This is a genomic window from Hyphomonas sp. (assembly GCF_965284475.1).
Lineage (GTDB): Bacteria > Pseudomonadota > Alphaproteobacteria > Caulobacterales > Hyphomonadaceae > Hyphomonas.
The window spans coordinates 774,331-794,644 of record NZ_OZ260087.1 but is presented as its reverse complement, the minus strand read 5'-3'; the positions used below and the strand labels follow the sequence as shown (position 1 = coordinate 794,644).

The following is a 20,314-nucleotide window of genomic DNA, read 5'->3' as shown; positions in this document are numbered from 1 at the left end:
CTAAACGGACATGATTTTTCTGTATTCTGAAACGTGACCCAAATGGTCATTGAGCACCATGCCGTCATGTTCGATCCAGCAATGGGCACTGAAAGGTAGCGGTCTCACGCCGAACTCCCAGTTGGCGCTTACGCCCATCAGGGACAGATATTTGAGCAGGACAAGGCTCCGGAAAAAGCAGGCTTCATGGCTGGTGAAGACGTAGGGCGTGAAGCTGTGAAAACGCCGCGTCAGATCCAGGATACAGGCCTTAGAGCAATGCGATGGAGCGACAGCTGCCCATTTTCTGGCGGAGGCGAGCGTTTGCTTCAGGTGAGACGTTCGCCTGACATGAGCGGCGACCGCAAATGCGAGCAGAAAGGCGGTCATGGGTCGCCAGCGCACGGGCGGTTCTCCACATGGTGGCAAGTCGTATAGCGACGTTTGTGGGTTCGGTCGGATCGGGCGGTTCAGGTCCGGCCTCTCAGGCTGATGGTGAGTGATCAGTTTCATGTCGAGAAGGCGTCGCGCAAATCGGACAGCCGCCGCTGATAATCCTGAACACTCACGAGACCCACAGATTTCGGCAAACCAATCGTATTGTTGGCCAGAAAACCGGAAGTAGCGATCCATATTGCAGTCAAGCAGAATGTAGGCCGTTCTGAATTCGCACACGTAGACATCCGGGCTCAGGGAGTAACTGCGTTTCGGGAGTGGCAGGTCCTGGGCGGATGCTGGTTGCATGTGCTCTATCTCTTCGGCGAAAGCGGGGGCGCGATGTAGCGCCCCCGCCATGGTTTACCGGGCCTATTCGCGGCTATTGACGCTGCCCTGGTTGAACTCGTCACCGAGGGGACCGATCCCACGTGTTTCCACGCTGACCGATCCCAGTTCGATGGGCTCGAACTCTTCATCCTGGTAGCGATCTTCTGTCTGGGTATTCATGACTAATTCTCCTTTCGGTTTGAGGGATGTCGCTGGCCGGGCGACAGGTAGAAAATGGATCCTATCTAAAATAGAGTCAACACCTCGAAATATGAAAAAATGTTTATAAATCAGTACATTAAGCGCACTTCTTCTTCGCCACCAGCCTATCTCGCGGTGTCGTTCAGGCGTGCATGTTCAATCCGGCGCGATAACCCTAGTTTCTCGAACCGGGATCGAGATGTTCTTCTCCCCACGGGGCGGTGATATCCGCCTGTCCGGCGGGCAAGCGGCCTTCATCGCCAGGACGCGCCAGAGCGACCCGAACAGGCGACTGGCGCAGGAGGGCTCCAGCCTTAACGCTGTCTCCCTGCCTCAGGGCCTTGTCGGCGCGCGAAATGGCATAATAGGCGCGGGTATACGGATCGACTTGATACAGCGCCGGTGAGCTGATGACCGAGGCAAATCCCTGATCAGGTTTCTGCCAGCCCGGCCCGTAGGTTTCAGCAAGATAGCGTTCGGGATTGTCAGGGATGGGCCAGGTCGCGCCATTGAAGGACGCGGTCTTCAGGCGAAAGGGCGTGAACCGCCAGGCCACGTCACCTGCTAGCCGGCCGAGGCGGCAATGCAGGGCGTCGCCAGAAGGCTCATACAGGAAGGTGTCCACCCCGATACCCTTGAAGGTGAGCGCAAAGTACCGGTCTCCCGGACGTGCGCGTCGGGCTAGCATGAGCCCGGAATGGTCGCGGATTGTCCGGGCGATATCAATTAATTGATCCGGGCCGGCAAGTATGCCGATATCGACGTCACGGTCATAAGGCAGAGGCTGGCCAGACCGGTAGAACCCGAGCAATGTCCCGGCAGCGAGGAAGAATGGAATTCCGGCCGCGTCGAGGATTTCACCTATGCCGCGCAGCGCGCCGACAGCTGCATCGGGGCTGAAACGGGCAGGCGGCCTTTCTGGCTCCTGGCCGCCCCGTTGCGACACAGCGCCTTGCTTCTGGCGAAACGCCTCGCGAAAATCTCCCGTCTCATACCGCGCTCGGGCAAGGCAGTCATGAACTGTCGCAGCGTCCGGAAAACGTGAGGCATTGTCGGCAATGAAGGTGGCCGCAACCCGCCCGCGATGCGCGTCGAGAAGCGCTGCGGTGCAGGTGGTGAAGAGGCGGGCTGCAGGCTGCCCGCTGGTGCAAAGGCGAACAAGCGCATCTGCGGCCTGATCGATCGCGTGGATGCGCTCGGCCTCATCGGGGGTGATGTCAGCGATCGATTGCCAGGATGGCCACGCGTCCCGGCTTGCGGCTGTGACTGCGCGAAAGGCTGCAAGGGCCTCCTCGCGCTCATCAAGCGCATCGAGGGCAAGGCCGCGTCCATGCTGGGCCTGCAATTCTGCCGGATCGAGACACAGACCCTCATCGAAACAGGCCAGAGCCTTGTCCGCATGTCCGGCGCGAAGCCAGGCAATTGCGAGCGTCAGCACGATGGGCACATGTCCTGGCTGGAGATAATTGGCGAGCCGCAGGTGAGGGATCGCATCATCTGGCCGTCCTGCTGCCAGGCATCGCTGGCCTGCCTGCAAGCAGGCCTGCCAGGTGGCGGCCAGGGCCTGTCTTTCCGCATCGGATTCTGCCGTGCGAGCCTTCATGGCACTCTCTCGCCTGTGAACAGGCTGAGGGGGAGGAAAGGCGCGCGGCAGGCAGGCGTCGCCGCCAGCGCTTTGCAACCCAACCGGCAATACGCGGGCGGCGGTCTATTCAGATCAGGGGATCTTCCAGTGAACATGGCTCTCGCACTGCGAATGGGCTTGTTATCGCGGGCAAAATGCGTGTCGCTGACTGAAGCGGTTTCAGGTCTTCGTCAGTCCTCTTGCCTGCCGTCCCGCCGGAAGATCCCGTTCGCTGACAATTGCGGCGTGTCACGTGATCATGAGCGGTATTGAATATTGCAATATTAAACCATAGGTAGGAAGTTTGTGCAACATGACATGTGTGCTCTGGTGCGTCGGCGCCCCTGCTGATCCCGGGGCCGGATGCTTCGGCAGCAGAAGATAAGTGAGTTCATCAAGAGCGAGACAGGTTCCATGCGCGACTATGACGGGTCTGCCGTCCTTCATGCCATCCGGCTGATACTGACGACGAGGACGAGTGCCGAGACGATCACGGTGCTTGCCGGCTTCATCGAATCCTATGGCTTCAACAGGGTGTTTCTCGGACAGCTCGTCAACCCGCTGAATGTTCCGTTAAAGGACATACTCTACGTTTCCAACTGGCCTGATGAGCTCAAGGCCGCGCGGAGAAACCAGGCAGCGATCCTGCATGATCCGATCGCGATTTGCGCCCTGCGCTCAAAGAGACCCTTCACCTGGGCTGAGGCACGCGCCTACGCGTCACGCGCGGGCAGGAAGGTCGTCGACATGGTGCATGATTTTGGCCTCACTGACGGCATGATGTTCCCGATGCACGCTCTTGAAAGCGTGTCCGGAGGCGTATCGCTGGGCGGCGATTCGAAATCCGATCTCTCTCCGCTCGAGGTCGCGGAACTGGAACTCGTCTGCCAGGTCGCCTACTATCATCTGGAGGTCATGCATGGTCCGTTTCCCTATCAAAGGGTCGCCGAACTCACGGCCAGGGAGACCGAATGCGTTCAGTTCGTGGCTGCAGGAAAGTCAAACTGGGAAATCGCAAAAATTCTGGGAATCCAGGAAGACACGGTGAAAAAGACCCTCCGCAGGGCATGTGACAAGTTCGGCGCCGTCAACCGGGCCCACCTTGTCGCAAGCGCGATTGCCCGCCATCAGATCTTTCCCTGACAAGTCCCCGAAAGGGGACATTACGCCAAGCTGCTGCTGCGAAATACTGCCTCTGTCATTCAGGAGGCCAACCCATGTTCAAGATTATCACACCCGGCAGACACGATGAGCACCGGGATCTGCTCGATGCCATGCACAGGATGCGCTACCGTATTGTTGTCGGCGAATGGGGCTGGGACATTCCCGGTATCCAGCCCGGGTATGACAAGGACCAGTTCGACACGGATGAGACTGTCTATGTCATAGTCCGCACGCCGGAAGGAGAGGTCGTCGGGACATCAAGGCTCAATCCCACGATGCGGCCTCACATGCTCAGCGACCTCTTTGCCGACTATTGCAACCTGCAGCCCTATCCGGTGGGAAAGGATGTCTGGGAGTGCTCGCGGTTTGTCACCGACAGGTCTCTGATAACCGATCCTGTCGACGATTTTCGTGTCCGCTGCCGCATCGGGCTCGGACTGACCGCCTATTGTCTCGACAATCGCATCACCAGGCTGAGCTGGCTCACGCACCAGAAATTCTTCAATCTCGTCCAGCGCGTCTGGCATACCGAGCCGCTCGGCCTGCCAAGACGGAACGGAGATGACTGGGCCTGGATTCCGGCTGTATCGCGTATTGATGAAGAGACGTTCGACCGCCAGCTTGATCGCTTTCGCAATGCAGAGGAGATCGTTGCCCAGTACCTGGGGACCAGGCAGGCTTCTGAGGGGAACCGTGTCGCATGACAGTGCAGGATCAACGAGTACCAACCTCAGCGCAGCAGGCGGCCTTCTCGCGCGACGGTGTCGTATGCTTGCGCAAAGTTTTGGCGCCTCGCGAAATAGACCACCTTCGACAGGCCGTCGCGCGCCAGACCGACGGTCTGCGCGCATCCCCGACTGGATATGACTTCGAAGCGCTTTCCCGGCAGGTCTGGGACGCGGACAGGCCGATCGATACAGGGGCTGCGGACCGCTTCGATATGGACCGTATGAAAGCGCTCGTGCGATCTGACGTGGAGGCCCGGCCACTAAGGGAGGAGGATCCATCCGACGAGATGGGACTATTTTTCTATGATGTCGCTGCCTGGAGGCATGACAGGGGTGTGCGGGAAGTGGCTTTCGATTCGGCGCTTCCTGAGATCGTCAGCACGCTGCTGGATGCGCGCTACCTGAATTTCTGGGAGGATACGACCTTCGTCAAGGCGCCGCACACACGCCAGAAAACGGCCTTTCACCAGGATCTTGCCTATTTCCAGATCGAAGGCGAGCAGTGCGTGATCGTCTGGATACCGCTTGACCCAGCCGGCCTAGAGAACGGCGTGACACAATATGTCCGCGGATCCCATCTCTGGGGCCAGACATTTGCGCCAAACGTGTTCGTGTCCCAGACACCGATCAGCACATCCACCGAGATCCGCTGTCCGGATATTGAAGCGGCGCCGGAGCTTTATGACATTGTCTCGTTCGACGTGGAACCGGGCGATGTCATCATTCATGACGTCAGGACCGTGCACGGCGCCGGGGGCAACCGGTCTGATACCTGGAGACGGGCCATGTCATTCAGGTATTGCGGCGATCGCATCCGTTATCGCGACCGCCCGGGCGCCATCCCGCAGGCTGGCGTGGCACATGACCTGAGGGACGGGGATCGGCTGTTCTCAGCAGACTACCCGGTCGTCTGGCCGAAACCCTGGCCGGGCTTTCGTCTCGCCGAGGCATTCGACACCCAGGCTCCCACCAAAAGCGAAACCTGACCCGGATTTAGCAAGCCTCTGGTAGGGTATGTTCCACGTCGTGTCCCTCGCACACTGTCATCAAATGCGGGTGCGGCGTGTTGGATAAACACCTGCCTTCATTCTCCGCGTCGCTGCCATGGGCGCGCGACTGACACAGTCTCGACCTGCTTTCTGATTCGATCTATCGTGGATGGTATAGATAATTGGGATCGGCAGGATCCTGCGGGAGGAGGATAGTGAAAAAGCCATTGCGAAAGGCGTATGCTGCCCGCTCGGTAACCGATGTCGACCGACAGGTCGGCAGGAATGTGCGCAAATTCCGGATCGCTCATGGAATGACGCTTGTCGACCTCAGCGAGGCGCTCGGTATCAGCCATCAGCAGCTTCAGAAATATGAAACAGGCAGTAACCGTCTGAGTGCCGGGGTCCTGATGCAGATTTCCCAAATACTGGCTGTGCCGCTGGCGGACCTGTTCGAGAGCCCGTCCCTGCAGAAGGCCGGACCAAAGTCCGCAGCCGACCAGTCACGCGAACTTTGCCACAAGATGATTGATCGGACACAGTCGCAGCAGACGCTCGACCTGATGGCCAGGGTGTTGAAGGCCATTTACGACGGTGGTGGCAAATAAGTCTTGTGAGACGGTCCAGCAGCAGAAGGCGCGATCTGCGGATCGGGATGACACAGAGCTTGCAAGATCATAGCCCATGGGATCTCCAGAACTTCCTGGCCAGGATCTGCGCATTACGTTTTCTGGCGCCATACGAAATTAGGCAGAATCGGTAACTGTACCCATTCGCATTGATGGCACGAGGCGCCCTCAGGTCGATCGTCCGTGCAAGGCATGAGAGACTCGCCTGCGATTCGGAATACCCACTGAGCGCAAGTGCCCAGGAAGTCTTCAGACGAGCACACTCTCAGCCTTGTTCGGGCGCATGAGGAGGGTGGTGATCGCATCGTCCACGCTGATCTCGCCTTCAATCACGGCGGCAACAGCCTCACAGATCGGCATGTCGACATGATGCTGGCCGGCAAGGCGGCGCAGGACCGGGGCAGTGGCCACGCCCTCGGTGACGCTGTTGCGGGCGGCGAGGATGGAGGCCAGCGTCTCGCCCCGGCCAAGCGCGAGGCCGCAGCTCATGTTGCGCGAGGTTTCCGACGAACAGGTCAGCACGAGATCACCAAGGCCTGACAGGCCGGACAGGGTTTCACGCTCTGCACCGAGCGCAAGGGCAAGCCGGGTCATCTCGGCGCTGCCGCGCGCGATCAGGGCGGCATGGGCCGAGCGGCCAAGGCCCTTGCCGAGAGCGATGCCGCAGGCGATGGCGAGCACGTTTTTGACCGCGCCGCCAATCTCCGCGCCGAGCAGATCTCCGGCCAGATAAGGGCGGAAAGTCGGTGTCGAAATGGCCTGGATCAGCTCGGCGCCGATGGCCTCGTCCTCCACTGCCAGCGTCACGGCGGTTGGCAGGCCCTTGGCGACATCGATGGCAAAGCTGGGACCTGACATGACCGCGGGACTGGCTTCTGGCAGTTCGTCGGCGAGCACCTCTGTCATGAAGTTTCCCGTGGAGAGTTCAATGCCTTTGGAACAGAGCACCACGGGTGTGCCGGGCGCGATATGGCCTTTGAGCGCGGCGAGTGTCTTGCGGGTATGCTGGGCCGGAGCGACCGCGAACAGGGCGTCCTGATCATAGAGGTCAGCGAGGCTCGTCGTCGCCCGCAGGGTCGGTTTCAGGGGCACGCCGGGCAGGAAAACCGTGTTCTCATGGGTGGAATTGATCGCGTCTGCGACCTCGGCCTCGAGACACCAGAGGATGACCTCCTGCCCGTCGCGGCAAAGCATCTGGGCAATAGCCGTGCCCCAGGCGCCGCCGCCAATTACGCCTATCCTGTGGAAGTGTGTCGTCATGCACCGACCTTGGGACATGTTGGAAAAAGGGGCAAGCGCCCAGCCGCGCGGAGCGCACCAAATGGGGGACAAGTGGCCCAGCCGATGCCCCAAAACGGCACGTAAGCTGCCGGACGAAGCCGGAATATGTCCTCTTTTCGAGACATCTGGCTGACAGGTCTGGTGCAATCCTGCCGCAATTGCGAACGACTATGAAAATCATTCTCATTACTATTGCGAACCATTCTCATCTCTGTTAGGCGGGCGTCCTGATCGGGCTGAAGCGGAGACCTCCCCCCATGGCAATGAATACATACTCGCAGAAATTTGCAGCGCTCGCCGCAGGCGTCGCCCTGTCGGCCCTTGCCGGGCAGGCGCAGGAAGCCAGTGAGGCAGGCAGCGCGGAACTGCGCCAGGAAACAGTGATCGTGACGTCCCGCGCCCAGCAGCTTTACCGGGTGGAACAGACGACGACCGGCAAGATGCCGACCGACCCGATGCTGTCGACACAGGCGATCACCGTGATCAATTCCGAACTCATCGAGGACCAGGGCGCGCGCGATGCACAGGACCTGTACCGAAATATCTCCGGCGTCAGCGTGTTCAGCTATGCCGGTGTCACGGCACGTGGCTACCGCCAGGAAGAGAACTTTTTCGATGGCCTGCGCGGCGACCCCTATGCGGGCTTCTCCGTGCCGCAATTGTTCAATGTCGAGCGCGTCGAGTTCCTGAAAGGGCCTGCCGGCATGCTGTATGGCGCCGGGGCGCCGGGTGGCCTGTTCAACTATGTCACCAAGACACCGAGCGAGGAATTTGCGGCATCGGTCTCCGGCGTGGTCGGCACCGAGGGGCGCAAGGGCGCCTCGCTGGAAGTGACCGGCGCGCTTCCCCTGGAGGGCACGGCCGGGCGTCTCGGTATTTTCTATGAGGACCAGCATGGCCCGCGCCGCAATGCCGGGTCGGAAACCAATATCTATGATGGCGGCCTGAGCTTCGATCTCGGCTTTGCCGACCTGGTGCTGCAGGCGACCCGTTATGAGCAGAAGCTGGATGGCAACCGCCTGCGCGGTGTGCCGACGGATGATCTCGGGAACTTCATTGCCGACCGGCGCTGGAACCATAATGAGCCGACCGATTTCCTCGACCTTGAATCGAATGTGCTGCAGGCCAGGGTCACGGCCGAACCGGTCGAGGGGCTGGCCGTGGATTTCGGCATTCGCTGGAATGACGGCACCGAAGTGCAGAATTATCACGAGCCGTTCGGCCTGTTTGATTCCGATGGGGATGGCGTGGTCGACAGTTCGCGTCGCCAGTACCGCGACCAGCTGCGCCAGACCGAAAGCCTGTCGCTGGGTACCAATGCGGTCTGGTCGGCAGATCTTGGCCCGGTGCAGAACCGGGTACTCGTGGGGGGCGACTGGTTTACCTCCGACGCCGGTTTCACCGGCGTGTCGTTTGCCGGCGGTACCACCGCCGAGCCAGGCTTCCCGACACCGCTGAGCCTGCTGGACCCGCAATATGGCGAGACTGATTCCACAAGCTACCTGTTGCCGCCGATGCGTATCACTGAGAGCCGTCAGACGCGCTACGGTGTCTATGCCCTGAACGAGGCGACGATCGGCCCGGTCATCGCTGTGGTGGGCGTTCGCCAGGATACGTTCGAGGACAAGAACCTGATCAGCGGCGACGTGTTTGAGGATGACGCGATGACGTGGCGAGCCGGCCTTGTCTATCGCGTGCGCGATGATGTCTCGCTGTTCGGCCAGTGGGCGGAGAGCTTCGAACCACAAGGTATTGGAAGCCAGAACCCTCTGGCGGGCGGGCCGTTCGAACCGACCGAGGGCGAGATCCTCGAGGGCGGCGTCAAGACTGACCTGTTCGGCGGGCGCGTCCAGTCGACCGGGTCTGTCTACCAGATCATCCGTACCAATATCCTGCAGGCTGACCCGCGCGGCGATGTCGATGGTGACGGTGTGGATGACATGGTCGCCTTCGGCGAGATCACGAGCGAGGGTTTTGAAATCGATGTCACGACGGACATCACCGAGAACTGGGTCGGCACGATTTCCTATGCCTATAATGACACACGCATCACCAGGACGAATAGCCAGACGAACCTGAGCAATGCCGTCGGTGACCGCTTCGCCAATGCGCCCGAGAACACGGTCGGCTTCTGGACACGCTACCAGGTGCCGATTCTGCACACCGCCTTTGCCTTTGGCGGCGACTATGTGGACGTGCGCCGCAGCATCAGCGGGCAGAAGGTGCGCCCCTACATGACGTTTGACGCATCGATCATCTGTGAGATTGATGACTGGAAGGCGCTGCTGCGTATCGACAACCTGTTTGACGAGACCTATGCGTCGAGCGGCTTCATCGACCGGACCGGGCATTTCCCGGGCGACCCACGTTCGGTGTTCCTGGAAGTCACGCGCCAATGGTGACATTGGCCCGGCCAGCCAGACGCAAGCGAAAGGGTACGCGCCTGTGGTGGCGCGTGCACCAATGGGCGGGGCTGCAGGTCTCGCTATTCCTGGCCTTTGTCTTCCTGACCGGGACGCTGGCGGTGTTTTCCTACGAACTGGACTGGATGCTGCGTCCGGCCATGTGGGTGTCACCGGCGAGTGCCGAGCGCCCTGTCAGCTGGGGTGAGATCGGGGCCGCCGTTGCGGCGCATGACCCGGAGGCGCGCATCGTGACACTCAGCGCGCCGCTGAACGGGGCGGCGGCGGCGGACGTGGTTGTGCGGACCGATGGCGAGGCGCGCCATGTCTATGTCCATCCGGGCACGGGCGAGGTAACCGGCGAGGGACCATGGCTGGGCGTGCAACGCTTCCTGCGCAATACGCACCGCCACCTGATGCTGCCGGTCAGGTTCGGCGTGCCGATCGTGTCGATTGCGGCCGTCCTGCTGTTCGTGTCGCTGGTGACATCTTTCGCGGTCTACAAGAACTGGTGGCGCGGATTCCTGCGCTGGCCGCGCGGGCGGACGCTGCGCGCCGTTGTGGGGGATGCGCACAGGCTGGCAGGTATCTGGTCGATCTGGTTTATCATTATACTGATCGTGACCGGCTTCTGGTACCTGTTTGAAGTCCTCGGCGGAAATGCGCCGGGCCCCGAGCGCCCCGTTCCTCTGGCGGTGGAGGCATTGCCGTCAGCGGACGCGCTGGGCGAGGCGCTTGATACCGGGATTGCCACGGCGCAGGCGGAACTGCCCGGTTTCCGCGTCGAGGCTGTAATCTGGCCGACACCGAAATCGCCCATGTTCCATGTGCACGGCGCCAGTGGACGCGCCATCCTGGTGCGCCCGCGTGTCGACTCTGTCTGGATAGATGCGAAGAACGGCGAGGTGCTGGCGATTGTCGACCCGCGCAAGCTGAACGCGCACCAGCGGATTTCAGAAGGCGCCGACCCGCTGCATTTCGGCACGTTTGGCGGCTACTGGACGAAGACGATCTGGTTCTTGTTCGGGCTTGGCCTGACCGGGCTCGCCCTCAGCGGGGTGGCGGTCTATGCGCTGCGGATCGCCAGGGCCGGAGGCGAAGCACCGGGCTGGCGCCAGGGCCTTGTGGCCGGATGGCGCGGCATGGGACTGGCACGCTGGCCGGCGCTTGGCCTGACACTTCTCGCCTTCGTCCTGGCGCCCTTCGTGCTCTAGGCGAAGTCGAACGTGCCGACTTCGCCATCGACTTTGATGGCCACCTTGCGGCCAACGGGGCTTGCGTCTTCTCGCAGCACGGCGAGCGCGGCGGGCGTCGCCCGCGCAAGGGTGCGGCGACCATCGGCGAGGCGGGCGAAGATGATGCCGTTTTCGGGGCCTGCCTTGCCGTGGGTAACGGTGAAGGTTTCGAGCGTAGCCTCGCAGTCATTGTTGCAGAGCGCGACCTGGTCACCGGGCTTCGCGGCAGGCTGAGCCGGCAAGAAGGCCTTCGGCCGTGTCGTGGAATAGATGCCGGCGGCCTCCTTTGTCATCCAGCCACCATTGGCGAGGATAAGGCCGAGGTCGCCGGGCGAATTGCGCAGCCTGCGCGACATTTCAGCAATTCCGTGCAGCGAATAATTGTTCCCGGGCCCACCGAAGAAAGGCAGGCCGCCGGTCAGCGTGAGGGCGCGGGAATCATGTTTCCAGTCGATGCCGAGCGCAGCGGTCGACGAGAAGACAGCGCAGGGAAAGCAGGAATAGAGATCGAAATGCCGGATATCGCTGCTGGTGACGCCGGACTGGTCGAGTGCGCGGCCGAGGGCCTGTTCCATCGCCCATGAGCCGTCGATGCGGGGACGTAGAGAGATATGGTCGTCGCCGGCCTCGCCGCCGCCATGCAGGTAGACGCGATTGTCCTGCGGCACGCCGAGTTCATCGGCCTTGCTTTCGCTCATCAGGATGGCTGCGGCGCCCTGGTTGACGGCGTCCTGCGCGATGAACCATTTCAGGAAGGGGTCGGCATATTCATAATTCTCGCGTGAGGGCGTCGAGAGGAATTCAACGCTGTGTTCGACGGGAAACTGCGACATGGGGTTTTGCGCGGCGACGGCAGAGAAGGGCTGGAAAAGTTCGGCCATGGCAAGCCGGTGCTGGCTGCGGGTGCGGCCTTCGCGGGCGGCGATGGCATTCTCGAACAGGCCGTAGAAATAGGCGGGCGCGACGAGGCCGTGCTTGATCTCTTCCCGGCTCAGCAGCATCGGGCCCATGCCGCGATCCTCGAAAGCGTCATCTGTGCCATCGGCCCAGTCGATCTCGACCTTGTGCCGGCGGGCGCCCTTGGAGGCGCGGTTGGCTTCGGAGCCGGAGATCAGCGCGACCTCGACCTCGCCGGCATGGATGCGGGCGGCCATTTCATTGACCAGGGCCTGCGGGCTCTGGCCGCCAACGGTCTCATAGATCAGGCGGGCAGGCTTTGCACCGATGTCGCGGGCGAGCGTGCCGGGCAGGTTGGTATTGTGGCCGTGGGGATGGTGTCCGGCGCCGACGGAATCCTCGAAGATGCGCACGACAGCGATCGTATCGACGGCGGCAGCGACACTGGCGGCGCCGGTATCGGCAAGGGCCGCTCTTGAGGCGTCGACCATGAGGGAGAGCGGCGAGGGGGCGCCGTCAGCACCTGAACTGCCATCCCACTGGCTGAGGCTTTGTCCGGTACCGACGAGGACGGGCATGTCTCCCTTGGCCATGATTGCGTGCTCCCTTGGTCTGCAAATCTGTATCTGCAACGGGCTTAGCCTGCCGCGCGGCGCATTTCGAGACGGGACGTTGGGGAAAGCCCTAAAGCGGGCCGGATGCCCCGTTCAGCACCAGCGCAATGGCCTCGTCTGCCAGCGTGTCCCCCAGGGGGGCATGGTCCAATAAAAGGCGCAAGAAGATGGCGCCGAAGATGAGGTCGAGGCAGAGGCCGGTGTCGATGTCGGAACGGATTTCGCCGCGCGCCTTCACGGCGTCGAGGATGTCGGCACCGCGCCGCCTCCCGTCCATCATTACGCGATTGCTGAACGCCTTGAACAGTTCGCTTTCCGGTTCGGCCCCGGCCAGCATCAGGGCCATCTGGCGGCCCCGCCGGGAATCGAGGCGTGCGACGAGATCCTGGAGCAGCGTGCGCAGGTCATCCAGCGTGGACCCTTCACCCGTGCCAGCCGGATGAGGGTCCGGCAGGTCGACGAAGGCGGCCATGGCGAGTTCCTGCGCATTGGCCCAGTGCCGATAGATAGTCGGCTTGCCTACGCCTGCGCGGCTGGCGACGCCTTCGACAGTGAGCCGCGCTGGACCCTGCTCCTCAATCAGCTCGCGCGCGGCCTTGAGAATTGCCCGCCGGGCCGTTTCGCTGCGCGGACGCCCAGGATTTTTCGGGACGGAAGACAATTTCGCTTTACTCATTACGAAACGGTACGTAACGTAATTGAATATTGCAAGGAGAAAGTCATGTCCCAGTCCACTGCCTGCCGGAGCCTGTCAGCCTATCTTGCCGTGAACGGCGCGCGCGAAGCCATGGATTTCTACAAGGATGCCTTCGGCGCGGTCGAACTGTACGCCCTTGTGGACCCGTCCGACGGGCGGATCGGGCATGCCGAACTCCAGTTCGGGGATTCCATGGTCATGTTGTCTGACGAGTATCCGGACTTTGGCGCGCTCAGCCCCGACACGCTCGGCGGATCACCCGTCAAACTGCATATCAGCGTCGACGATGTCGATGCGATGTTTGCCCGTGCGCTGGAACTCGGCTGTACGGAGGTCCGCCCGGTGAGAGACCAGTTCTTTGGAGACCGGACGGGCACGCTGGTCGACCCGTTCGGCTACACCTGGTCACTGGCGACCAAGGTGCGTGACGTGTCGCCCAAAGACATGCAGGCCCTGTGGGCGAAAGAGATGAATGGCTGACGAGACCCGCCAGCCATTTGGCTTCTAGTCGGCGAGGAAGCCCTTTTGCCTGAGGTAGCCGAGGATTTCCTCGGCGGCGTCTTCCGGCGACTGGCTGACCGTATTGATGCGCAGCTCGGGATTCTGCGGCGCCTCATACGGGCTGTCGATGCCCGTGAAGTGCTTGATCTCGCCGGCGCGGGCCTTCTTGTAAAGGCCCTTTACATCCCGGCTTTCGGCGACTTCCAGCGGTGTATCAACATGGATCTCGATGAACTCGTTATCGGCCATCAGGCCGCGGGCCATCTGGCGCTCGTCGCGGAACGGCGAAATGAAGGACACAAGGGTAATGAGGCCTGCATCCGTCATCAGGCGCGCAACGTTGGCCACACGGCGCACGTTCTCGACCCGGTCCACATCGGTGAAGCCAAGATCGCGGTTGAGCCCGTGGCGGACATTGTCTCCGTCGAGGATGAATGTGTGCTTGCCGAGCGCGAAGAGGCGTTTCTGCAGCGCGTTCGCAATGGTCGACTTGCCTGAACCGGACAGGCCGGTGAACCAGAGAACGGCCGGCTTCTGGCCCTTCTGTTCGGCGAGGGTCGCCCGGTCGATGTCGATGGCCTGCCAGTGAATGTTGGAGGCCCGGCGCAGCGCAAAGTCGATCAGGCCAAGGCCGACCGTGTCATTTGTCTGGCGGTCGATCAGGATGAAGCCGCCCATCTCGCGGTTGTCATCATACGGATCAAAGGCGATGGCCTGATCGAGCGACAGGGTCGTGACACCAATCTGGTTCAGTTCCAGGGTCTTGGCGGGCATATCGTTCAGCGTGTTGATGTCGATACCGTATTTCGGCGCGTTGATTGTGGCGGTGACGGTCTTCGCGCCGATCTTCAGGAGGTAGCGGCGGCCTGGCAGGAGCGGCGTGTCGCTCATCCACAGGACGCGGACCTGGAACTGGTCGGACACTTCGGCCGGATTGTCGGCCGATACGATGACGTCGCCGCGCGAGGAGTCGACCTCATCGGCCAGCGTCAGCGTGACGGACTGGCCCGCAACGGCTTCGTCAAGGTCGCCTCCGGCCGTGACGATGCGGGTGATGGTTGACTGGCGTCCCGACGGCAGGGTCTTGATCCTGTCACCCGGCTTCACCGTGCCAGCGGCTATCTGGCCGGAAAAGCCGCGGAAATCCAGGTTCGGGCGATTGACCCACTGGACCGGCATGCGGAACGGCGCCTCGAGGCGCTTGTCACCGATTGGCACGGTTTCCAGGTATTCCATCAGGCTCGGGCCATCATACCAGTCAGTCTCGTTGGACCGTTCCGTGATATTGATGCCGGCAAGGGCCGACATCGGGATCGGCTGGATTTCAAGATCGGTCGCGAGTTCATCGGCGAAATCGTAGAAATCCTCGACAATGTCATCGAAGACCTGCTGGCTGTAATTGACCAGGTCCATCTTGTTCACGGCCAGCACGAGGCGGCGGATGCCGAGCAGCGTGGTGATGAAGCTGTGGCGGCGCGTCTGGGTAAGGATGCCCTTGCGCGCGTCGATCATGAGGATGGCGACATCTGCGGTGGAGGCGCCGGTGGCCATGTTGCGCGTGTACTGTTCGTGGCCGGGCGTGTCAGCGACGATGAACTTGCGCTTGTCGGTGGCGAAAAAGCGGTAGGCAACGTCAATCGTGATGCCCTGTTCACGCTCGGCCGCCAGTCCATCGACCAGCAGTGCGAAATCGATATTCTGTCCCTGCGTGCCGACACGCTTGGAATCGGCCTCCAGCGAGGCCAGCTGGTCCTCGAAGATCATCTTGGAATCATAGAGAAGGCGGCCGATCAGGGTCGACTTGCCGTCATCCACGCTGCCGCAGGTGATGAAGCGCAGGAGGGACTTGTCCTCGTGCTTTTGCAGGTAGGCGCCAATGTCTGAGGCGATCAGGTCGTCGGTGAGGCGCATCTAGAAATAGCCTTCCTGTTTCTTCTTCTCCATGGAGGCGGCCTGGTCGGCGTCGATGACGCGGCCCTGGCGCTCTGACGTCGTGGTCAGCAGCATTTCCTGGATGATTTCTTCGAGCGTGGCGGCCGTGCTTTCGACAGCGCCGGTCAGCGGGTAGCAGCCGAGGGTGCGAAAGCGGACCGATTTGGTGACGGCCGTGCGTGCCAGTTCGTCCGGCATGCGATCGTCATCGACCATGATGTCGACGCCGTTCCAGTTCACGACCGGGCGGGGGGCAGCGAAATAGAGCGGGACGATCTCGATATTCTCGCGGCGGATATATTGCCAGATGTCGAGCTCGGTCCAGTTCGACAGCGGGAAGACGCGGATGCTCTCGGCCTTGTGGATGCGGGTATTGTAGAGGTTCCACGGCTCCGGGCGCTGCTTTTTCGGATCCCAGCGATGCTCGGCCGAGCGGAACGAGAAGACACGCTCCTTCGCGCGGGATTTCTCCTCGTCGCGCCGGGCCCCGCCAAAGGCGGCATCGAACTTGTACTTGTCGAGCGCCTGCTTGAGGGCGGCAGTCTTCATCACGTCGGTATGCATGGCCGAGCCATGGGTGAAGGGGCCGACGCCATCGCGCACGCCGTCCTCATTGATGTGAACTAGGAGGTCCATGCCCATCTCGGCGGCCTTTCGGTCGCGGAATGCGATCATCTCGCTGAATTTCCAGGTCGTATCGACATGCATCAGCGGAAAGGGCGGCCGGGACGGATAGAAAGCCTTCATCGCCAGGTGCAGCATGACGGCGGAATCCTTGCCCACCGAATAGAGCATGACGGGATTTTCGCACTCTGACGCGACTTCGCGCAGAATATGCAGGCTTTCGGCTTCAAGCCGGTCGAGATGGGTCAGTTTGGCCAAGGGTCGAAGCATCCTTTTTCGTATTCCGTCGTCCTAGTGCCAAAAGAATGGGGATGAAAGGGCGTGAACGGTATCAAATTGACTTGTGAGAGCTGCTATACAGTCGCGACTGCAAGTATCGCACCCAGTGTGTTGAATGCGGTACGATTTTACCGAAAATGCCGTGCGATTGTCGCAATTCCCAACAAACTGTCATTATTCAGTCCGAATGCGGGGGTTTATCTACACGATCAGATTCGTGGAGGTAGAGTATGTGCGGCATTGTTGCGATTGCGGGATCAGAGCCTGTTGCAGGCCGGTTGATCGACGGACTGAAACGCCTGGAATACCGGGGCTATGACAGCGCCGGGATCGCCATTTCCAGCCTCGGCAAGATCGAGCGCCGCCGCGCCAAGGGCAAGATCGTCAACCTGCAGGCGCGGCTTGAAGAACTGCCCATCGATGGCACGACCGGCATCGCCCACACGCGCTGGGCAACCCATGGCAAGCCGAATGAGACGAACGCACACCCCCACATGGCTGGCGACGTGGCCATCGTGCACAATGGCATTATCGAGAATTTCCGCGACCTGCGGACCGAACTTGAAGCGGCCGGCCGGGTATTTGAATCCGAAACTGACAGCGAAGTCATCGCCCAGCTGATCGACCAGAACATGAAAGGCGGCATGAGCGCGGTCGACGCGTTCGAGGCGACGCTTGGCCAGTTGCATGGCGCCTTTGCGCTGGCGGTGATCTTTTCCGGCGAGGAAAGCGTGCTGATGGGCGCGCGCAAGGGTAGCCCGCTGGTGCTCGGCTATGGCGAAGGTGAGATGTATCTCGGGTCTGATGCCATAGCGCTGGCGCCGCTGACACGGGACGTGACCTATCTGGAAGAGGGCGACTGGGCGGTCCTGCGCCCTGACAGCGTGGATATCCGCAACACACGGGGCGACCGGGTGAACCGTCCGCGTGTCACCTCGGCGGTCAATGACGCGCTGATCGAGCGCGGCGAGTATGACCATTTCATGCTGAAGGAAGTCCATGAGCAGCCGGAATCGCTGGCCCGCTCGATCCTGCCCTATATCGACCAGGCCACCCAGACGATCCAGGTCGGGGAAACCACGGAACAGATTTTTGCAGGCGCCGACCGCGCCGTCGCAATTGCCTGCGGCACGGCCTATTACGCCGCCATGACGGCGAAATACTGGTTTGAGCAGATCGCGCAACTGGCGGTCGAGACCGATATTGCGTCCGAATTCCGCTATCGCAGGCCGGTCCTGCCGATGACGGGGCCTGCCCTGTTCGTCAGCCAGTCGGGTGAAACCGCCGATACGCTGGCGGCGCTTCGCTATTGCCGGGACAACAAGTCGCCGGCGATTGCCGTGGTGAACGTTCCGGAAAGCTCGATTGCCCGTGAGGCAAAGGCCATCGTGCCGACCCATGCCGGGCCTGAGATCGGTGTCGCCTCGACCAAGGCCTTCACGGCGCAGCTCGCGGTGCTCGCAGTCCTCGCCCTGTCGGCCGCCAGGGCGCGCGGCCATCTGAAAGCCGGCGACGAAGCGCGATATGTGAAAAGCCTCCTGTCGCTGCCGCGCAAGGTGACGGAGGCGCTGGAAGCGGAAGCCGATATCAGGGCGATTGCCCAGACGCTGACCAGGGCGAAGGATGTGCTGTTCCTTGGCCGGGGACGCTATTATCCACTCGCCATGGAAGGCGCGCTGAAGCTGAAGGAAGTCTCCTACATCCATGCCGAGGGCTATGCGGCGGGCGAGCTGAAGCATGGCCCAATCGCCCTGATCGAACAGGACCTGCCAATCGTTGTCATCGCGCCCTATGACGAATTGTTCGAGAAGACGCTTTCGAATGTGGAAGAGGTTCGCGCACGCGGCGGCCGGATCATTCTGGTTTCGGACGACAAGGGCATCAAACTGGCCGGAAACCGGGCCGATCACGTGATTCGCCTGCCCGATGCCGACGAGATCGCCATGCCGATCCTGGCGGCTATTCCGATGCAGCTGCTGGCCTATTTTGTGGCGGTGGCGAAAGGTACGGATGTTGACCAGCCGCGCAACCTGGCAAAATCCGTCACGGTGGAATGACCTTCACGCGTTGCGGGAATACGCGTTCATGCTATAGGCCAGGGCCGAAAGCAGACGCCTGCTGCAACAGCTGACGAGCGCTCTTATGAAGCCTGAATTCCGCCCCGATCCAGTCCTCAGGGATGTGATTCATATCCAGCCGGCGCGTATCGGTGACAATCGGGGCTGGTTCTCCGAGACGTTCAATGCACGCCTCTATGCCGAGGCAGGGATCGACTGCGCCTTCGTGCAGGACAATACATCCCTCTCGGCTGTTACCGGAACGCTTCGCGGCCTGCATTATCAGCTGCCGCCGCATGCCCAGGCCAAGCTGGTGCGCTGCACGCGCGGGCGCATTCTCGATGTGGTGGTGGATATCCGGGACGGCTCGCCAGATTTCGGAAAGTGGATGAGTACGGAACTGAGCGCTGCGGGCGGCGAGCAATTGTTCGTGCCGGCGGGCTTTGCCCACGGCTTCTGCACGCTGGAGCCAGATTGCGAGATTTCCTACAAGGTGACCGCTTATTATGCTCCGGACGCCGATCGCGGCCTGGCCTTTGACGATCCGGCGCTGGGCATCGACTGGCCGTTCCCCGCCGCAAGCCTGACCCTGTCGGACCGGGATCGCAGGCACCCGCACCTGTCAGATATCGGCGTGCCGTTCCCCGGCGCGATGATGGGGGCGGCGCGATGAAATACCTTGTCACCGGCGGCGCAGGTTTCATCGGCTCGGCCCTTTGCTATCGCCTGATGCAGTCGCCCGAGGCGCATGTCACCGTTGTCGACAAGATGACCTATGCGGCCAATCCGGCCTCACTTGCGCCACTGGAAAGCGATCCGCGTTTCAGGCTGGTGCGGGCCGATATCTGCGACCTGGCGCGCATGATGGACCTGGTGCGGGCAGAAGTGCCGGACGTGATCTTTCACCTTGCAGCTGAAACGCATGTCGACCGGTCGATTGATGGCGCCGGTGCCTTTGTCCAGACGAACCTGATCGGCACGTTTGCGATGCTACAGGCCGCGCGGGCGCATTTCGAACAGGCCAGGCCGGCTGGCTTCCGGTTCGTACATGTCTCGACAGACGAAGTGTTCGGCTCGCTGGGGGCTGAAGGCCTGTTTGACGAGACAACAGCCTATGATCCGTCCTCGCCCTATTCAGCGACCAAGGCGGGCGCCGACCATCTGGCCCATGCCTGGCACCGCACCTATGGCCTGCCGGTTGTCGTATCCAACTGTTCGAACAATTACGGCCCGCGCCAGTTTCCTGAAAAGCTCATTCCGCTGGTCCTGCTCAACGCACTCGATGGAAAGCCGCTGCCTGTCTATGGCGACGGGCTGAATGTGCGCGACTGGCTTCACGTGGAAGACCATGCCGACGCGCTTTTGCGCGTTGCCGAAGCCGGTGTGCCCGGCCAGAGTTATGCGGTCGGCGGGAACAGCGAAAAGACGAATATCGAGATTGTCCGCCTGATTTGCAGCCTGCTTGAAGCGCGCTGCCCGGCGAAAAAGCCGTATACGGACCTCATCACACACGTGACCGATCGTCCGGGGCATGACCGGCGCTACGCGATTGATGCCGGCAAGATCAAACGCGATCTCGGCTGGGCGCCCTCGCGCAATTTCGAACAGGGGCTGGCCGATACGGTTGACTGGTATCTGGCCAATGCAGACTGGTGGCGTCCGCTGCGCGACGGCGTCTATGCCGGTGACCGCCTCGGCAAGGTCGAGGCCTGAACC

General features: G+C 61.5%; 18 protein-coding genes. 10 read left to right on the top strand and 8 right to left on the bottom strand.

The genetic code is table 11. From position 1 onward, the window contains the following. From ACQ66M_RS03690 to ACQ66M_RS03680, 3 genes are all read right to left on the bottom strand, one after another. The gene (locus ACQ66M_RS03690) at positions 1–384 is read right to left on the bottom strand and encodes a lasso peptide biosynthesis B2 protein (protein WP_430401955.1); all 384 of its coding nucleotides are present in this window, start codon (positions 382–384) and stop codon (positions 1–3) included. A gap of 402 nt (positions 385–786) precedes the next feature. Beyond that, on the bottom strand, positions 787–924 hold the full coding sequence (locus ACQ66M_RS03685; protein WP_350171028.1) for a hypothetical protein: 138 nt from the start codon (positions 922–924) through the stop codon (positions 787–789). 196 nt (positions 925–1,120) lie between these two features. Next, positions 1,121–2,548 carry a tetratricopeptide repeat protein gene (locus ACQ66M_RS03680; RefSeq protein WP_430401953.1) on the bottom strand — a complete coding sequence of 476 codons (1,428 nt, stop codon included), beginning with the start codon at positions 2,546–2,548 and terminating at the stop codon, positions 1,121–1,123. Between the two features lie 384 nt (positions 2,549–2,932). Between ACQ66M_RS03680 and ACQ66M_RS03675 the strand changes: the two genes are divergently transcribed. From ACQ66M_RS03675 to ACQ66M_RS03660, 4 genes are all read left to right on the top strand, one after another. Further along, entirely contained in the window at positions 2,933–3,712 is a 780-nt protein-coding gene (locus ACQ66M_RS03675) for a helix-turn-helix transcriptional regulator (RefSeq protein WP_430401951.1), read from the top strand. 74 nt (positions 3,713–3,786) lie between these two features. Next, positions 3,787–4,437 carry an acyl-homoserine-lactone synthase gene (locus ACQ66M_RS03670; protein WP_350171031.1) on the top strand — a complete coding sequence of 217 codons (651 nt, stop codon included), beginning with the start codon at positions 3,787–3,789 and terminating at the stop codon, positions 4,435–4,437. Then, complete coding sequence (locus tag ACQ66M_RS03665; protein ID WP_430401949.1) at positions 4,434–5,447, top strand: phytanoyl-CoA dioxygenase family protein; 1,014 nt, start codon at positions 4,434–4,436, stop codon at positions 5,445–5,447. Before ACQ66M_RS03670 ends, ACQ66M_RS03665 begins: the two co-directional genes overlap by 4 nt. A 218-nt stretch (positions 5,448–5,665) precedes the next feature. Then, positions 5,666–6,058 carry a helix-turn-helix domain-containing protein gene (locus tag ACQ66M_RS03660; protein ID WP_430401947.1) on the top strand — a complete coding sequence of 131 codons (393 nt, stop codon included), beginning with the start codon at positions 5,666–5,668 and terminating at the stop codon, positions 6,056–6,058. Between the two features lie 270 nt (positions 6,059–6,328). On the opposite strand, the gene ACQ66M_RS03655 is transcribed toward ACQ66M_RS03660, so the two are convergent. Then, positions 6,329–7,339, bottom strand: a complete 1,011-nt coding sequence (locus ACQ66M_RS03655; protein ID WP_430401945.1) for an NAD(P)H-dependent glycerol-3-phosphate dehydrogenase — start codon at positions 7,337–7,339, stop codon at positions 6,329–6,331. Positions 7,340–7,617: 278 nt separating this feature from the next. Between ACQ66M_RS03655 and ACQ66M_RS03650 the strand changes: the two genes are divergently transcribed. Further along, entirely contained in the window at positions 7,618–9,762 is a 2,145-nt protein-coding gene (locus tag ACQ66M_RS03650) for a TonB-dependent siderophore receptor (RefSeq protein ID WP_430401943.1), read from the top strand. Continuing rightward, complete coding sequence (locus ACQ66M_RS03645) at positions 9,756–10,976, top strand: PepSY-associated TM helix domain-containing protein (RefSeq protein ID WP_430401941.1); 1,221 nt, start codon at positions 9,756–9,758, stop codon at positions 10,974–10,976. The genes ACQ66M_RS03650 and ACQ66M_RS03645 overlap by 7 nt, the downstream gene beginning before the upstream one ends. Here ACQ66M_RS03645 and ACQ66M_RS03640 read toward each other — a convergent pair. Further along, positions 10,973–12,487: an acetyl-CoA acetyltransferase gene (locus tag ACQ66M_RS03640; RefSeq protein ID WP_430401939.1), complete on the bottom strand. Its 1,515-nt coding sequence runs from the start codon at positions 12,485–12,487 to the stop codon at positions 10,973–10,975. The two genes, ACQ66M_RS03645 and ACQ66M_RS03640, sit on opposite strands and share 4 nt — an antisense overlap. A gap of 91 nt (positions 12,488–12,578) precedes the next feature. Beyond that, on the bottom strand, positions 12,579–13,184 hold the full coding sequence (locus tag ACQ66M_RS03635; RefSeq protein WP_430401937.1) for a TetR/AcrR family transcriptional regulator: 606 nt from the start codon (positions 13,182–13,184) through the stop codon (positions 12,579–12,581). A 45-nt stretch (positions 13,185–13,229) separates the two neighbouring features. Here ACQ66M_RS03635 and ACQ66M_RS03630 point away from each other — a divergent pair, with 45 nt between their 5' ends. Next, a complete protein-coding gene (locus ACQ66M_RS03630) occupies positions 13,230–13,685 on the top strand; it encodes a VOC family protein (protein WP_350171039.1) in 456 nt (151 codons plus the stop codon). A 24-nt stretch (positions 13,686–13,709) separates the two neighbouring features. Here ACQ66M_RS03630 and cysN read toward each other — a convergent pair whose 3' ends face one another. Together cysN and cysD are read right to left on the bottom strand one after the other, a co-directional pair. Beyond that, positions 13,710–15,617 (bottom strand): sulfate adenylyltransferase subunit CysN, encoded by a 1,908-nt coding sequence (cysN, locus tag ACQ66M_RS03625; protein ID WP_430401935.1) that lies wholly within the window; start codon positions 15,615–15,617, stop codon positions 13,710–13,712. Further along, positions 15,618–16,532 carry a sulfate adenylyltransferase subunit CysD gene (gene cysD / locus ACQ66M_RS03620; protein ID WP_430401933.1) on the bottom strand — a complete coding sequence of 305 codons (915 nt, stop codon included), beginning with the start codon at positions 16,530–16,532 and terminating at the stop codon, positions 15,618–15,620. 239 nt (positions 16,533–16,771) lie between these two features. Here cysD and glmS point away from each other — a divergent pair, with 239 nt between their 5' ends. From glmS to rfbB, 3 genes are all read left to right on the top strand, one after another. Next, positions 16,772–18,598, top strand: a complete 1,827-nt coding sequence (glmS, locus tag ACQ66M_RS03615) for a glutamine--fructose-6-phosphate transaminase (isomerizing) (RefSeq protein ID WP_430401931.1) — start codon at positions 16,772–16,774, stop codon at positions 18,596–18,598. Between the two features lie 85 nt (positions 18,599–18,683). Then, entirely contained in the window at positions 18,684–19,271 is a 588-nt protein-coding gene (rfbC, locus tag ACQ66M_RS03610; protein ID WP_430401929.1) for a dTDP-4-dehydrorhamnose 3,5-epimerase, read from the top strand. After that, positions 19,268–20,311: a dTDP-glucose 4,6-dehydratase gene (rfbB, locus tag ACQ66M_RS03605; protein WP_430401927.1), complete on the top strand. Its 1,044-nt coding sequence runs from the start codon at positions 19,268–19,270 to the stop codon at positions 20,309–20,311. Before rfbC ends, rfbB begins: the two co-directional genes overlap by 4 nt. The last annotated feature ends 3 nt before the right edge of the window (positions 20,312–20,314 follow it).